Here is a 15,370-nt window from a genome sequence, read left to right on the forward strand (position 1 = left end):
GTATTATTTATTGGCTACTGCATCAATACTTAAACTTTCAACGGAGACACCTTTGGTTTCGATTCCAATGGTGGCGATAGCAATTGCGACAATAATTGAAACCGCCCCCAGAAGAATAAAGACTCCCGTAACGCCATAACTACTGAGCAGCACTGCAACGGCATAAGGTGCGGCAATACCACTGATTCGCCCTACCGCATTCGCCAGACCGGAGCCACGGAGTTTGGCCTCTGTCGGCCAGATCTCAGGGACATACACTGCCGAGGCATAGCAAACGTACATATAGACGAAAGTAATCAGGAAGAAACCAATCAACGTTATGAGCAACATGCTGGTTTGCAGTGAATAGATATATCCGAGCACCGCAATCAGGATTAATAGCCCCACACCCATTGTTTTACGCGGAATTTTATCCATCACCAGCATGGCAATAAAAATGCCAAATGGCGCGCCAAACATACTCATGGTATTTAAAACAATCGAGTCTTTTAAATTAATCCCCTGGGTCATGAATATCGTTGGCAACCAGTTAATTAGTGTGTACTGCACAACGTTCATGGCAATCAGCACACAAGAGCCTAATATCACGCGTTTCAGTAATACTCCTGTCAGTAAGGCTGAATATGGCACCGCTTGTGGTGCTTTACCGTCATCAGCAATAACCACGGGCGGCAAAGGTTTACCTGTCTGGCGTATGACGCCTTCTTCTATACTCCGCATGACTTTCTCGGCTTCCTGATACCGTCCGCGCGATTCCAGCCAGCGCGGGGATTCAGGAAAGTAGCGCCAGGCCAGCGCCGTAGCGATAAGCGACAATATTGCAGGGATAAGCAGTTGTACCCGCCAGTTCCACTCTGCACTAATCAGCGGCGTGAGTCCCATCGCTATCAATGAACAGAGCGGATATGACCAGTTGCCAATAAAGGAAACCCGACTTGACCACGTTCCACGATTTCTACCGGGCATATATTCGGTGAAACCAGCAAACAGCGTAACCAGTAAAGCTCCCAGCCCAACTCCCATCACAAAACGGCAGGCAATAAGGAAATCCATATTCGGTGAGAAAGCACCGACAACCATCGAGGCAATATGAATGGCCTCATAGAGGATGAACGCATTTCTGCGACCGGTTTTGTCGCCAATGATGCCGCCCACCAGCGCACCGAGAAACATTCCGGCGGTCGTGATTGCTGAGAATGTGGCTGTGGTGGAATTATCTGTCCAGCCCAACGCTTTCAGCTGCGCGAGGATCAAGCCACCAACGGCATTACTCCAGCAGACAAGCAAGCCAAACGCGACGATGGCAAACATTGATGAATGCCAGCGGCAATCCGGTAAGCGATCCAGCCGTGCACCACAATGCGGTTTTGTTATCTGTTCCATGCGATAACGTTCCTTCAGGAGAGTGGTTATTCATCAAAGTCGTAAGTCATGATCACTTTGATTGCGGTTTTATCGACCATCGCATCAAACCCTTCGCGCCATTGCGACAGGCCGATACGATGCGTGATCATCGGTTTGACTTTGATAGCGCCGCTGGCTAATAGCCTGATAGCGTTACGCCATGAGGTGGAGTCATAGGCCATATGCCCAATGATGCTTTTGTTCCAGGCGGTAATGTCATTAATCGAGAAATCAAGAGGTTTGAAGCCCATTCCAACGCGTACCACTTCCCCGTTCGGGCGGAGCATTTCGATGGCTTGTTTCAGTGCGATATTGGCACCGGAGCATTCAATCACCAGTCCCAGATTGTCTTTGCCACAAATTTGCTGGCAGCGCGCCACCACATCTTCGGTAGAACCATTTACTACTGCCGTCGCACCCAGTTCTTTTGCAACCGGGAAGCGGACCGCCACATCTTCTTGCAGACCAACGACGACGATATTTACCGCCCCCATAATTCGCGCCATTTGTACGGAGAACAGCCCGAGTGGGCCAGTGCCGATGACGACCACATCCTGACCAGGAAGGAATTTCGATTGCTGCGCGATGGATTTGTAGGCATTACAGATAGGGTCAAGTACGGCTGCGTCCTCATAATCAACACCATCAGGGATTTCCCACAACGCATGACGATGAATTTTGAGAATTTCACCAGGAACCAGACAATATTTGGAAAAACCACCGCCCCAGGTATTATTATCCAGACCAAGGTTTACTTTTTCTGTACAACACAGAAAATCACCTTGTTCACAGGCCGGACAAACGCCGCAAACGTGACCGCTGTTATCCGATACGACGCGTTGCCCCACTTTCCAGTCTTTGACTTTTTCACCAACCTGCGCAATACAACCTGCGAACTCATGGCCGCGGATAGAGTTAAACTCATCAGAACCGCTATCGACATTGTAGTGCTTCATGTCTGCGCCGCAGATTGCCGCGGCTTTAATTTCAATCACTACATCTTCCGGGCCACACATGGGTTGTGGGACATCAATCATCTTGTAGCCGCCAAAGGCTTTGCCAAACCGAGCCAGTGCTTTCATTGCGTCATCCTCTGTGTTTTGTTTTGCTTAGATGGTCATCATACTTACCCACATGATTTTTGAGGTCAACATTAAATCTGTAAAACACAGATAATGATCTGCGTTTTACAACTCAGATCACAATTACGCAGAAAATGGCTGGTTCTGTTACAGGTTGATGGAAGGCTGAACGCAAAAGGAGCAAATTTGAGAGGGATTACCGGCCAAATAGGTCTGAGACTTAAGTTCAGGAGAAGTCATTCAGGCGTGAACGCGACGGCAAGAGACCGGGCTGGGGCTTTGCCTGGTCGTGACGAGATAATTGAGATGAGTCGTGGGGTTATTGTTGGCTATCCCCTTTATAACCGCGGCAAAAAGGGGACAAACCACTTACTTAAACATGGCAATAGGCTTTGCTGAGATACCAAAATCTTCTTTTAACTGTTGTTTGCTCTTCATGACCATCTGACCATTTGTGTCAATTGTCATATGCTGTGCTTCGGTATTATTGCGGGCTTGCCACAGCATCACCAGTTGCAGGCAGTTCTCTTTTTGTTCCTCGGTCAACGCAACGCCATCAGGCCATTTCCCCAGTTCAACGGCGGTCGACAAACGCTGGTATACCTCAGGCGTCATGCTGTTGATAATGTCATCAAGATTCATAATTTTTCCGCTCCTGTGGAATAAGTTGCTGAATCGTTTTTTCAACCATTGATTTCTTCGCCGTTTTCGCCATCAGTGAAGCGTAAAGAAGCAGAGTTAACACAATAACGTTCGCCCGTTGGCTGCGGCCCGTCGGGGAAGACATGCCCCAGATGGGCATCACAGTTACCGCAACGAATTTCTATGCGCTGCATTCCATGTGACAAGTCTTTGATATAACGAATGGATTCTTCACTCACCGGTTCGTAGAAACTGGGCCAGCCACAGCCGGAATCATACTTGGTTTGGGAATGAAACAGCGGGGCATCGCAGATCAAACAGTGATATACGCCGTCACGCTTGTTATGCAGTAAACGACCCGTAAATGGCGGCTCTGTCCCATGATTCTGCGTCACGTAAAACTGCATCTCGGACAAATTTTTTTTCAGTTCTTCTGCCGAAGGTTTATTAGCCATTTGCTCACATCTCACTTTAATCGTGCTCACATTACGTGACTGATTCTAACAAAACATTAACACCAACTGGCAAAATTTTGTCCTAAACTTGATCTCGACGAAATGGCTGCACCTAAATCGTGATGAAAATCACATTTTTATCTTAATTGCCCTTTAAAATTCGGGGCGCCGACCCCATGTGGTCTCAAGCCCAAAGGAAGAGTGAGGCGAGTCAGTCGCGTTATGCTTAGGCACAGGATTGATTTGTCGCAATGATTGACACGATTCCGCTTGACGCTGCGTAAGGTTTTTGTAATTTTACAGGCAACCTTTTATTCACTAACAAATAGCTGGTGGAATATATGACTATCAAAGTAGGTATCAACGGTTTTGGCCGTATCGGTCGCATTGTTTTCCGTGCTGCTCAGAAACGTTCTGACATCGAGATCGTTGCAATCAACGACCTGTTAGACGCTGATTACATGGCATACATGCTGAAATATGACTCCACTCACGGCCGTTTCGACGGTACCGTTGAAGTGAAAGACGGTCATCTGATCGTTAACGGTAAAAAAATCCGTGTTACCGCTGAACGTGATCCGGCTAACCTGAAATGGGACGAAGTTGGTGTTGACGTTGTCGCTGAAGCAACTGGTCTGTTCCTGACTGACGAAACTGCTCGTAAACACATCACCGCTGGTGCGAAGAAAGTGGTTATGACTGGTCCGTCTAAAGACAACACTCCGATGTTCGTTAAAGGCGCTAACTTCGACAAATATGCTGGCCAGGACATCGTTTCCAACGCTTCCTGCACCACCAACTGCCTGGCTCCGCTGGCTAAAGTTATCAACGATAACTTCGGCATCATCGAAGGTCTGATGACCACCGTTCACGCTACTACCGCTACTCAGAAAACCGTTGATGGCCCGTCTCACAAAGACTGGCGCGGTGGCCGCGGCGCTTCCCAGAACATCATCCCGTCCTCTACCGGTGCTGCTAAAGCTGTAGGTAAAGTACTGCCAGAACTGAATGGCAAACTGACTGGTATGGCGTTCCGCGTTCCGACCCCGAACGTATCCGTAGTTGACCTGACCGTTCGTCTGGAAAAAGCTGCAACTTACGAGCAGATCAAAGCTGCCGTTAAAGCTGCTGCTGAAGGCGAAATGAAAGGCGTTCTGGGCTACACCGAAGATGACGTAGTATCTACCGATTTCAACGGCGAAGTTTGCACTTCCGTGTTCGATGCTAAAGCTGGTATCGCTCTGAACGACAACTTCGTGAAACTGGTATCCTGGTACGACAACGAAACCGGTTACTCCAACAAAGTTCTGGACCTGATCGCTCACATCTCCAAATAAGTTGAGATGACACTGTGATCTAAAAAGAGCGACTTCGGTCGCTCTTTTTTTTACCTGATAAAATGAAGTTAAAGGACTGCGTCATGATTAAGAAAATTTTTGCCCTTCCGGTCATCGAACAAATCTCCCCTGTCCTCTCCCGTCGTAAACTGGATGAACTGGACCTCATTGTGGTCGATCATCCCCAGGTAAAAGCCTCTTTTGCATTACAGGGCGCACACCTTCTCTCGTGGAAACCTGCGGGTGAAGAAGAAGTTCTGTGGTTGAGCAACAACACACCGTTCAAAAATGGCGTCGCTATTCGCGGTGGCGTACCGGTTTGCTGGCCGTGGTTTGGTCCGGCGGCACAACGAGGCCTGCCTGCGCACGGTTTTGCCCGCAACCTGCCGTGGACGCTGAAATCACATCGTGAAGATGCTGATGGCGTAGCGCTGACTTTTGAATTGACACAAAGCGAAGAGACGAAAAAATTCTGGCCGCACGACTTTACGCTGTTAGCGCATTTCCGCGTGGGTAAAACCTGTGAAATCGATCTTGAAGCACACGGCGAATTTGAAACCACCTCTGCCCTGCATACCTACTTTAACGTGGGTGATATCGCTAAGGTAAGCGTCAGTGGGCTGGGCGATCGCTTCATTGATAAAGTAAATGACGCGAAAGAAGATGTACTGACCGACGGTATTCAGACCTTCCCTGACCGTACCGATCGCGTGTATCTGAATCCGCAAGATTGCAGCGTGATTAATGATGAAGCGCTGAATCGTATTATCGCCGTAGGCCACCAGCATCATCTGAACGTTGTAGGCTGGAACCCGGGACCGGCGCTTTCAGTTAGCATGGGCGATATGCCGGATGATGGCTACAAGACCTTTGTTTGTGTAGAAACAGCTTACGCCTCAGAAATGCAAAAAGTGACCAAAGAAAAACCTGCACATCTGGCGCAATCCATTCGCGTTGCCAAACGTTAATTTGCGTCAATGTTGTGTGCCGGGTGCGATGCATCCGGCACGTATCAACATCACACCATATCCAGCGCAGTTTTTCCTTTTGGTGCCGGATACGCTTTGTCCAGCATGGCTAATTCCGCTGACGAAAGTTCGACCTCAAGCACAGCCGCATTCTGTTGGACATGGGCAATCGTGGCCGCTTTTGGAATCGCCATCACACCCTGATGGCTGATTACCCACGCCAACAATACTTGTGCCGCGCTGATATTGTGAGCATGTGCAATTTCGTTGACTACCGCGTTTTTTAACAGTCCATTGCGCAACCGCCCGGCCTGGGCTAACGGACTGTAAGCCATCACCGGCATCTGCTGTTGCTGGCACCAGGGGAGTAGATCGTACTCAATCCCTCGTGAACCGAGATGGTAAAGCACCTGATTAGTGGCACACTGATTTCCCCCCGGCAGCTGCCAGAGTTCCTGCATATCAGCATAATCAAGGTTAGAAACGCCCCAGCGGCGGATTTTTCCCTGGGCGATCAATTTTTCCATCGCTGCAACAGTCTCTTCAAAAGCGAAACTGCCAGACCAGTGTAATAAGTAGAGATCGAGATAATCAGTATTGAGACGGCGTAAACTGGCTTCGCATGCATTTATCGCTTTTTGCCCGCCAGCATTCCACGGATAGACTTTAGAGACGAGAAAGACGTTATCGCGCAGACCGGTTAATGCTTCCCCAACCACCTTTTCGGCACCGCCATCGGCATACATTTCGGCGGTATCAATGAGGGTTAAACCGAGCTCAATGCCCGCGCGTAGTGCAGCAACTTCTGTTTTGCGCTGACTGGCATCTTCGCCCATATACCATGTTCCCTGCCCTATGGCTGGCAGTGAGACATCGCCACTAAATTGAATCATTTTTTGTTGCATTGTTTCCTCCCAGGTATTGCACCACCGTAATGCAAAACAGGGCGTGACGCCCTGTTTTTATGCACAAAATGCCCTGGAAAGATGCATTATCAGAATTTGTAGGTGATCCCGGTAGAAATCAGGCCAGTCCAGGATTTATCCACCATCGGGCTGTCAGTAACTTCATCAGACAGACGGGTGTAGCGCGCGGTACCGTAAACACTCCAGTCGCCGAGGAAGTTGTAGCTGGCGCTCAGCTCCAGGTAAGGGCTCCAGCTGTCGTTCGGGTTATAGCCACGCAGACCGCTGCGAGCGGACTCTTTGCGCGATACGCCATAATAGTATTCGTTCTGGTTTTCGCTGTTCCACTGCACACCAATACCCGGAGTCACGGTCAGGCCACCGTTGGTGTAACGATACAACCAGGCCATATCCCAGACGATGCCGTTGCTGTTATCCAGGGTATCGCCAGCCAGGGTGGTACGCAGGTAACCGTACTGGGTAAAGTGAGCATAAGACAGACCAGCCATCATGGTGCTCTTACGGTCATCCAGGTGACGCATTTGGTGATCGCCACTGTCTTTAGCTTTGAAGTAAAGCGGCGACCAGTAAGCGGTAATTGAAAGTTTATCCGTTGCGTCATTCCACAGGTAGTAACCACCACCTAAGCCACGGAACCAGAAGTTATCGCCTTCATAGTTGATTACCGGTACTGGGTAAACATCGGTATCGTAATCTTTATATGGGTGTTCAACGACACCTACGCCTGCGCCCAGGGAAAATTTACCTTCAGCGTGCGCTACGCCTGCAGACGTTGCGATAAGCACTCCAAGTGCCAGAAGTTTGAGTTTGGTCACAATTAATCATTCCTTAAACAAATGTTTAGCGGGCGACAAAGTTTACCCGTCAATACATCGAAACCCAACCTTTTTACGTTTTCATTTTTTAAAGTAACTGTTTAATTTTCCTGACGCGGATGACACCGCGCTTACAGCCAAATGAATTTAACGTTACTGGCGACCCTGGTCTTTACATTAATTATGCAAAATTTATGGATGAGTTGTTGATATGCCATTGAAATTAAGAAAGCCGTGCAGGCAAGTTTTCCATTTGCCATCTACGCTTAATTTTGAAGGTGTATCACCGGGCACGTTGTTCTCATCGTCGATAAAATGGCATGAGAGTTGCTGTGTTTTAGCAAGAGACGTCGTTCAGTTTACCTCTTCCGGGAGCCTCTACTATTCATATGAACGGCTCTTAACCTGTGCTAAAAAACGAAAGGACGGCATACCATGAATATATTCGATCACTATCGCCAGCGATATGAAGCTGCCAAGGACGAAGAGTTCACACTGCAGGAGTTTCTTACCACTTGTCGGCAAGATCGCAGTGCTTATGCCAACGCGGCTGAGCGGCTATTGATGGCTATCGGTGAGCCTGTCATGGTCGATACAGCCCAGGAACCCAGACTTTCTCGACTCTTTTCTAACCGGGTCATTGCACGTTATCCGGCGTTTGAAGAGTTTTACGGCATGGAAGACGCGATTGAACAGATTGTCTCTTATCTGAAACACGCGGCTCAGGGGCTGGAAGAGAAGAAACAAATCCTGTATCTGCTGGGGCCTGTGGGTGGGGGTAAATCATCGCTTGCTGAGCGACTGAAATCATTAATGCAGCTCGTACCGATTTATGTATTGAGCGCCAACGGTGAGCGTAGCCCGGTCAACGATCATCCGTTCTGTCTTTTCAATCCGCAGGAAGATGCGCAGATTCTGGAAAAAGAGTATGGCATTCCTCGCCGTTATCTCGGCACCATCATGTCGCCGTGGGCGGCAAAACGTCTGCATGAATTTGGTGGCGATATTACTAAGTTCCGGGTAGTGAAGGTCTGGCCGTCCATTCTGCAACAAATTGCTATCGCCAAAACAGAGCCCGGTGATGAGAACAACCAGGACATCTCCGCGCTGGTAGGGAAAGTCGATATTCGTAAACTCGAACACTACGCGCAGAATGACCCAGACGCCTATGGCTATTCCGGCGCACTGTGCCGCGCCAACCAGGGGATCATGGAATTCGTTGAGATGTTTAAAGCACCGATTAAAGTGCTGCATCCCTTGTTAACCGCCACTCAGGAAGGTAACTACAACGGGACGGAAGGTATCTCCGCCCTGCCGTTCAACGGGATTATTCTTGCCCACTCGAACGAGTCCGAATGGGTCACTTTCCGTAATAACAAAAACAACGAAGCCTTCCTCGATCGTGTTTACATCGTGAAGGTGCCGTATTGCTTGCGCATTTCCGAAGAGATCAAAATCTACGAGAAATTGCTTAATCACAGTGAATTGACTCACGCCCCATGCGCCCCTGGCACTCTCGAAACACTGTCACGTTTTTCCATTCTTTCGCGCCTGAAAGAGCCAGAAAACTCCAGCATTTATTCAAAGATGCGTGTTTATGATGGCGAAAGTCTGAAAGACACCGATCCCAAAGCCAAGTCGTATCAGGAATATCGTGACTACGCCGGTGTCGATGAAGGGATGAACGGTCTGTCGACGCGTTTTGCGTTTAAGATCCTCTCCCGCGTGTTCAACTTCGATCATGTAGAAGTGGCGGCAAACCCGGTCCATCTGTTCTACGTCCTGGAACAGCAGATCGAGCGCGAGCAGTTCCCACAAGAGCAGGCAGAACGCTATCTGGAGTTCCTGAAAGGTTATCTGATCCCGAAATATGCCGAGTTTATTGGCAAAGAGATCCAGACGGCCTACCTTGAATCCTATTCCGAATATGGGCAAAACATTTTCGACCGTTATGTTACCTACGCGGATTTCTGGATTCAGGATCAGGAGTATCGCGATCCGGATACCGGGCAGCTGTTTGACCGCGAGTCTCTTAACGCCGAGCTGGAGAAAATCGAGAAACCGGCGGGGATCAGTAATCCAAAAGATTTCCGCAACGAGATTGTTAACTTCGTACTGCGCGCCAGAGCCAATAACAGCGGACGCAATCCGAACTGGACCAGCTATGAAAAACTGCGCACGGTTATCGAGAAGAAAATGTTCTCCAATACCGAGGAGCTGTTGCCGGTTATCTCGTTTAACGCCAAAACGTCAACCGACGAGCAGAAGAAACACGACGACTTTGTCGACCGTATGATGGAAAAAGGCTACACCCGTAAACAGGTGCGTTTACTGTGCGAATGGTATTTGCGCGTACGTAAATCGTCTTAACAACCCTGGCCCGGTACACATGCTACCGGGCCTACAACGACAGCGAACCGTGGGCCAGAGAAATGGCAACACAGGCGTAGCATACAGTTGGCAAATGTAGTACGGGGGGCATATGACCTGGTTTATTGACCGGCGTCTGAACGGCAAAAACAAAAGCATGGTGAATCGCCAGCGTTTTTTACGCCGTTATAAAGCGCAAATTAAACAGTCGATCTCCGAGGCCATTAATAAGCGTTCGGTGACTGACGTCGACAGCGGCGAATCCGTATCCATTCCCACGGAAGATATTAGCGAACCGATGTTTCATCAGGGGCGTGGCGGCCTGCGCCACCGCGTACATCCGGGCAATGACCATTTCGTCCAGAACGACCGAATTGAACGTCCCCAGGGTGGCGGCGGAGGTTCCGGCAGTGGTCAGGGCCAGGCCAGCCAGGATGGTGAAGGTCAGGATGAATTCGTCTTTCAGATTTCGAAAGATGAGTATCTTGATCTGCTCTTTGAAGATTTGGCCTTACCGAATCTGAAACAAAACCAACAACGCCAGCTGACCGAATATAAAACGCATCGGGCGGGTTATACCGCTAACGGCGTTCCGGCCAATATCAGCGTTGTGCGTTCATTGCAGAACTCACTGGCGCGACGCACAGCCATGACGGCAGGCAAGCGGCGGGAACTTCATGCACTGGAAGAGAATTTGGCCATCATCAGCAACAGTGAACCTGCGCAGCTGCTGGAAGAGGAACGTCTGCGCAAAGAAATTGCAGAATTACGTGCCAAAATTGAACGCGTCCCTTTTATTGACACCTTCGATTTACGTTACAAGAACTACGAGAAGCGGCCCGATCCCTCCAGCCAGGCAGTGATGTTTTGCCTGATGGACGTTTCCGGTTCAATGGATCAATCCACTAAAGATATGGCTAAGCGTTTTTATATTCTGCTGTATCTGTTCCTCAGCAGAACGTATAAGAACGTGGAAGTCGTATACATCCGCCATCATACCCAGGCGAAAGAAGTCGATGAACATGAGTTTTTCTACTCGCAGGAAACTGGCGGCACCATTGTTTCCAGCGCCCTGAAACTGATGGATGAGGTAGTGAAAGAGCGTTATAACCCGGCACAGTGGAATATTTACGCTGCACAAGCATCGGACGGCGATAACTGGGCCGATGACTCTCCGCTTTGCCATGAAATCCTGGCGAAAAAATTATTACCTGTTGTTCGTTATTACAGCTATATCGAAATTACTCGTCGTGCACATCAGACATTGTGGCGAGAATATGAGCATCTGCAATCTACTTTCGACAACTTTGCGATGCAGCACATCCGCGACCAGGATGATATTTATCCGGTGTTCCGTGAACTGTTTCATAAACAAAATGCAACAGCTAAAGACTAAAACTATCAGCCGGGTCATTATCTCCTGGCTGATTTTTAGCTTACTGTAAATTATCTCATTTATTACATACATTAGCTTACAATCGCTTTAAATATGACAGCATAACCTTTACATAATTTAGTTCCAGAAAACAATCATTCGGAAAAATGATTCAGTCAACACGTATTTCCATGGGGTTATTCTTTAAATGTTTTTTATCGTTAACGAAAATTGATCCTGGTCAAAACTATATATCTCTGCCATCAATAAAATCCAGCACTCACATTGCTCTCCTTTTTATGGTTTCTATGGGTACACAAAAATTAAAAGCTCAAAGCTTTTTTATTTTCAGTTTATTGCTGACGTTAATTTTATTTTGCATTACTACCTTATATAACGAAAACACAAATGTAAAACTCATCCCACAGATGAATTACCTGATGGTTGTTGTGGCTTTGTTTTTCCTTAACGCCGTCATTTTTCTTTTCATGTTAATGAAATATTTCACTAACAAACAAATTTTACCAACACTCATTTTAAGCCTTGCATTTTTAAGTGGCCTTATCTATTTAGTTGAAACCATTGTAATTATCCATAAACCAATTAACGGCAGTACACTGATCCAGACAAAGTCGAACGATGTTTCTATTTTCTATATTTTCCGCCAACTCAGTTTTATTTGTTTAACCTCGCTGGCGCTCTTTTGTTATGGAAAAGACAACATCCTTGACAACAATAAGAAAAAAACTGGCATTCTGTTGCTGGCGCTGATTCCTTTTTTAGTTTTTCCCCTTCTGGCACACAATCTGAGCAGTTATAACGCTGACTATTCTTTGTATGTCGTCGATTACTGTCCGGACAACCATACTGCGACCTGGGGAATCAACTATACAAAAATATTGGTTTGTCTGTGGGCATTTTTACTGTTCTTTATTATCATGCGTACACGATTAGCCAGCGAACTATGGCCGTTAATAGCATTATTATGTCTGGCATCGCTATGCTGCAACTTACTTCTACTGACTCTGGATGAGTATAATTATACCATCTGGTATATCAGTCGCGGGATTGAAGTCTCTAGTAAACTGTTTGTTGTGTCTTTTCTGATTTATAACATTTTTCAGGAACTGCAACTCTCCAGCAAACTGGCAGTTCATGATGTGCTGACCAATATTTATAATCGGCGCTACTTTTTCAACAGCGTAGAGTCATTATTGTCGCGACCTGTTGTTAAGGACTTCTGTGTCATGCTGGTTGATATTAATCAGTTCAAACGCATCAATGCCCAATGGGGACATCGTGTGGGTGATAAAGTGCTGGTTTCAATTGTCGATATTATCCAGCAAAGCATCCGCCCCGATGATATTTTAGCGCGACTGGAGGGTGAGGTGTTTGGCTTGCTATTTACCGAACTCAATAGTGCCCAGGCAAAAATCATTGCGGAACGTATGCGTAAAAATGTCGAACTCCTGACCGGCTTTAGTAACAGATATGATGTTCCTGAACAAATGACCATCAGTATTGGCACGGTTTTTTCAACGGGTGACACGCGTAATATCTCGCTTGTCATGACGGAAGCAGATAAAGCCTTACGCGAAGCGAAAAGCGAGGGGGGCAACAAAGTGATTATTCATCATATTTAAGTGCAAAAATATTCAGAGCCATGCTTTTTGCGTGGCTTTTGCATACAATTTATTACTATTACCCCTAAATTTCCCCTCCCCAGCGGCGCAGAGATGAGTATAATTAGCGCCCCTGTGCCAGGCCGCAATCGAACTTTATCTGGTTTTCTCGTTTCACTAACCGAAGGAGTGCCATTTATCATGAAATTGCACCATAGAATGCTCCGGCATTTTATCGCCGCAAGTGTCATTGTGCTGACATCTTCCTTCCTTATTTTTGAACTTGTCGCCAGCGACAGAGCAATGAGTGCCTATCTGCGCTATATCGTGCAGAAAGCAGACTCCTCCTTTCTTTATGATAAGTATCAGAATCAGAGTATTGCCGCGCATGTGATGCGCGCTCTCGCTGCTGAGCAGTCGGAAGTGTCGCCAGAACAGCGGCGCGCCATCTGCGAGGCTTTTGAGTCTGCCAATAATACCCATGGCTTAAACCTGACTGCCCATAAATACCCGGGCTTACGCGGCACACTACAAACCGCATCCACTGACTGCGACACAATTGTGGAAGCTGCAGCACTATTACCCGCTTTTGATCAGGCAGTGGAAGGCAACCGCCACCAGGATGATTACGGTTCAGGTCTTGGGATGGCCGAAGAGAAATTTCACTATTATCTCGATCTCAATGACCGCTATGTCTATTTTTATGAGCCGGTTAATGTTGAATACTTTGCGATGAATAACTGGTCCTTCCTGCAGTCAGGAAGTATTGGCATCGATCGCAAAGATATTGAAAAGGTATTTACCGGGCGTACCGTATTGTCGAGCATTTACCAGGATCAGCGTACTAAACAGAACGTGATGAGTTTGCTGACGCCGGTGTATGTTGCAGGGCAGCTAAAAGGGATTGTGCTGCTGGATATTAACAAAAACAATCTGCGGAATATCTTTTACACTCATGACCGCCCTCTCCTCTGGCGTTTTCTCAATGTCACGCTAACCGATACAGATTCGGGGCGCGACATTATCATCAACCAGAGCGAAGATAATCTGTTCCAGTATGTCAGTTACGTCCATGACTTACCGGGCGGCATTCGTGTCTCGTTATCCATTGATATTCTTTACTTTATCACGTCTTCGTGGAAAAGCGTTCTGTTCTGGATTTTGACGGCGTTAATTTTGCTGAATATGGTGCGGATGCACTTCCGCTTATACCAAAATGTGTCGCGAGAAAATATTAGTGATGCGATGACTGGACTGTATAATCGCAAAATTTTAACCCCTGAACTGGAGCAGCGGTTGCAGAAACTGGTGCAATCCGGTTCTTCGGTGATGTTTATTGCAATTGACATGGACAAGTTAAAGCTAATAAATGACACCCTCGGTCATCAGGAAGGGGATTTAGCGATTACGTTGTTAGCTCAGGCGATTAAACAATCGATTCGTAAAAGTGATTATGCCATCCGACTCGGTGGCGATGAATTCTGCATCATTCTTGTCGATTCGACGCCGCAAATTGCAGCACAACTGCCTGAACGTATCGAAAAACGTCTGCAACATATCGCGCCGCAGAAAGAGATCGGCTTCTCTTCCGGTATTTACGCGATGAAAGAAAACGATACGTTACATGATGCGTATAAAGCTTCCGATGAGCGTTTATATGTCAATAAGCAGAACAAAAACAGCCGTTCATGATAACCTTCTGTGGTTGTTTGCTTGTAATCTCAGGAGCATGAAATGACTGAAATGGCTAAAGGAAGCGTGACGCATCAGCGGTTAATCGCTTTATTATCACAAGAAGGTGCTGACTTCCGCGTCGTTACCCATGAAGCGGTAGGTAAATGTGAAGCGGTGTCAGAAATTCGTGGCACCGCTTTAGGCCAGGGAGCTAAGGCACTGGTATGTAAGGTCAAAGGCAATGGCGTAAATCAACATGTTCTGGCGATCCTCGCTGCCGATCAACAGGCCGATCTGAGCCAACTCGCCAGCCATATAGGCGGATTACGCGCTTCGTTGGCCAGCCCGGCGGAAGTCGATGAACTCACAGGCTGTGTCTTCGGCGCGATCCCCCCTTTCAGCTTCCATCCAAAACTCAAACTGGTTGCCGACCCCCTACTCTTCGAACGATTTGATGAAATCGCCTTCAATGCAGGCATGCTGGATAAATCCGTTATTTTGAAAACCGCGGATTATTTGCGCATTGCGCAACCAGAACTGGTCAATTTCCGCCGCACTGCGTAACTAGCCTGTCCGTTCAATAAGCAGAACGGACAAAACCAGCACAACAGCAATGGCAAAAAACGATGACGTGATAATCAGTGTCTCGACGAACATTTGATCGTTCATAGCATGCCCCCGGGAGATAGCTGTTTTCACG

14 protein-coding genes are annotated in these 15,370 nt (G+C 47.6%); 7 read left to right on the plus strand and 7 right to left on the minus strand.

Going from position 1 to position 15,370, the window contains the following annotated elements; translation table 11 throughout:
• Positions 1-3: 3 nt before the first annotated feature.
• From ACJHW7_RS09235 to msrB, 4 genes are all read right to left on the minus strand, one after another.
• Positions 4-1,383, minus strand: coding sequence for an MFS transporter (locus tag ACJHW7_RS09235; protein WP_000435292.1), 1,380 nt, complete (start codon positions 1,381-1,383; stop codon positions 4-6).
• A 26-nt stretch (positions 1,384-1,409) separates the two neighbouring features.
• Positions 1,410-2,486: a zinc-binding dehydrogenase gene (locus tag ACJHW7_RS09240; RefSeq protein ID WP_000645221.1), complete on the minus strand. Its 1,077-nt coding sequence runs from the start codon at positions 2,484-2,486 to the stop codon at positions 1,410-1,412.
• A gap of 369 nt (positions 2,487-2,855) precedes the next feature.
• Positions 2,856-3,128, minus strand: a complete 273-nt coding sequence (locus tag ACJHW7_RS09245; RefSeq protein WP_001046791.1) for a YeaC family protein — start codon at positions 3,126-3,128, stop codon at positions 2,856-2,858.
• A gap of 41 nt (positions 3,129-3,169) precedes the next feature.
• The gene (gene msrB / locus ACJHW7_RS09250) at positions 3,170-3,583 is read right to left on the minus strand and encodes a peptide-methionine (R)-S-oxide reductase MsrB (protein WP_001284618.1); all 414 of its coding nucleotides are present in this window, start codon (positions 3,581-3,583) and stop codon (positions 3,170-3,172) included.
• A 341-nt stretch (positions 3,584-3,924) separates the two neighbouring features.
• On the opposite strand from msrB, the gene gapA reads away from it, so the two are divergent.
• Complete coding sequence (gapA, locus tag ACJHW7_RS09255) at positions 3,925-4,920, plus strand: glyceraldehyde-3-phosphate dehydrogenase (protein ID WP_000153502.1); 996 nt, start codon at positions 3,925-3,927, stop codon at positions 4,918-4,920.
• A gap of 83 nt (positions 4,921-5,003) precedes the next feature.
• Positions 5,004-5,888: a D-hexose-6-phosphate mutarotase gene (locus ACJHW7_RS09260; protein ID WP_001537012.1), complete on the plus strand. Its 885-nt coding sequence runs from the start codon at positions 5,004-5,006 to the stop codon at positions 5,886-5,888.
• Between the two features lie 50 nt (positions 5,889-5,938).
• Here the strand turns inward: ACJHW7_RS09260 and yeaE are convergent, their stop codons facing one another.
• Together yeaE and mipA are read right to left on the minus strand one after the other, a co-directional pair.
• On the minus strand, positions 5,939-6,793 hold the full coding sequence (yeaE, locus tag ACJHW7_RS09265; RefSeq protein WP_001186346.1) for a methylglyoxal reductase YeaE: 855 nt from the start codon (positions 6,791-6,793) through the stop codon (positions 5,939-5,941).
• An 89-nt stretch (positions 6,794-6,882) separates the two neighbouring features.
• Positions 6,883-7,629, minus strand: coding sequence for a scaffolding protein MipA (mipA, locus tag ACJHW7_RS09270; protein ID WP_000163771.1), 747 nt, complete (start codon positions 7,627-7,629; stop codon positions 6,883-6,885).
• Positions 7,630-8,064: 435 nt separating this feature from the next.
• Here mipA and yeaG point away from each other — a divergent pair, with 435 nt between their 5' ends.
• From yeaG to yeaK, 5 genes are all read left to right on the plus strand, one after another.
• Positions 8,065-9,999 carry a protein kinase YeaG gene (gene yeaG, locus ACJHW7_RS09275; RefSeq protein ID WP_001019882.1) on the plus strand — a complete coding sequence of 645 codons (1,935 nt, stop codon included), beginning with the start codon at positions 8,065-8,067 and terminating at the stop codon, positions 9,997-9,999.
• 112 nt (positions 10,000-10,111) lie between these two features.
• The gene (locus ACJHW7_RS09280) at positions 10,112-11,395 is read left to right on the plus strand and encodes a YeaH/YhbH family protein (protein ID WP_000219686.1); all 1,284 of its coding nucleotides are present in this window, start codon (positions 10,112-10,114) and stop codon (positions 11,393-11,395) included.
• A gap of 146 nt (positions 11,396-11,541) precedes the next feature.
• On the plus strand, positions 11,542-13,017 hold the full coding sequence (locus tag ACJHW7_RS09285; RefSeq protein WP_000616406.1) for a GGDEF domain-containing protein: 1,476 nt from the start codon (positions 11,542-11,544) through the stop codon (positions 13,015-13,017).
• A gap of 180 nt (positions 13,018-13,197) precedes the next feature.
• On the plus strand, positions 13,198-14,688 hold the full coding sequence (gene dgcJ / locus ACJHW7_RS09290) for a diguanylate cyclase DgcJ (protein ID WP_001295489.1): 1,491 nt from the start codon (positions 13,198-13,200) through the stop codon (positions 14,686-14,688).
• A 42-nt stretch (positions 14,689-14,730) separates the two neighbouring features.
• The gene (gene yeaK / locus ACJHW7_RS09295; RefSeq protein WP_000138043.1) at positions 14,731-15,234 is read left to right on the plus strand and encodes a mischarged aminoacyl-tRNA deacylase; all 504 of its coding nucleotides are present in this window, start codon (positions 14,731-14,733) and stop codon (positions 15,232-15,234) included.
• Here the strand turns inward: yeaK and yoaI are convergent, their stop codons facing one another.
• Complete coding sequence (gene yoaI, locus ACJHW7_RS09300) at positions 15,235-15,339, minus strand: small membrane protein YoaI (RefSeq protein WP_000999630.1); 105 nt, start codon at positions 15,337-15,339, stop codon at positions 15,235-15,237.
• Between the last annotated feature and the right edge of the window lie 31 nt (positions 15,340-15,370).

It is taken from the genome of Escherichia sp. WS1152 (assembly GCF_046487665.1).
GTDB classification, from domain to species: Bacteria; Pseudomonadota; Gammaproteobacteria; order Enterobacterales; family Enterobacteriaceae; genus Escherichia; species Escherichia coli.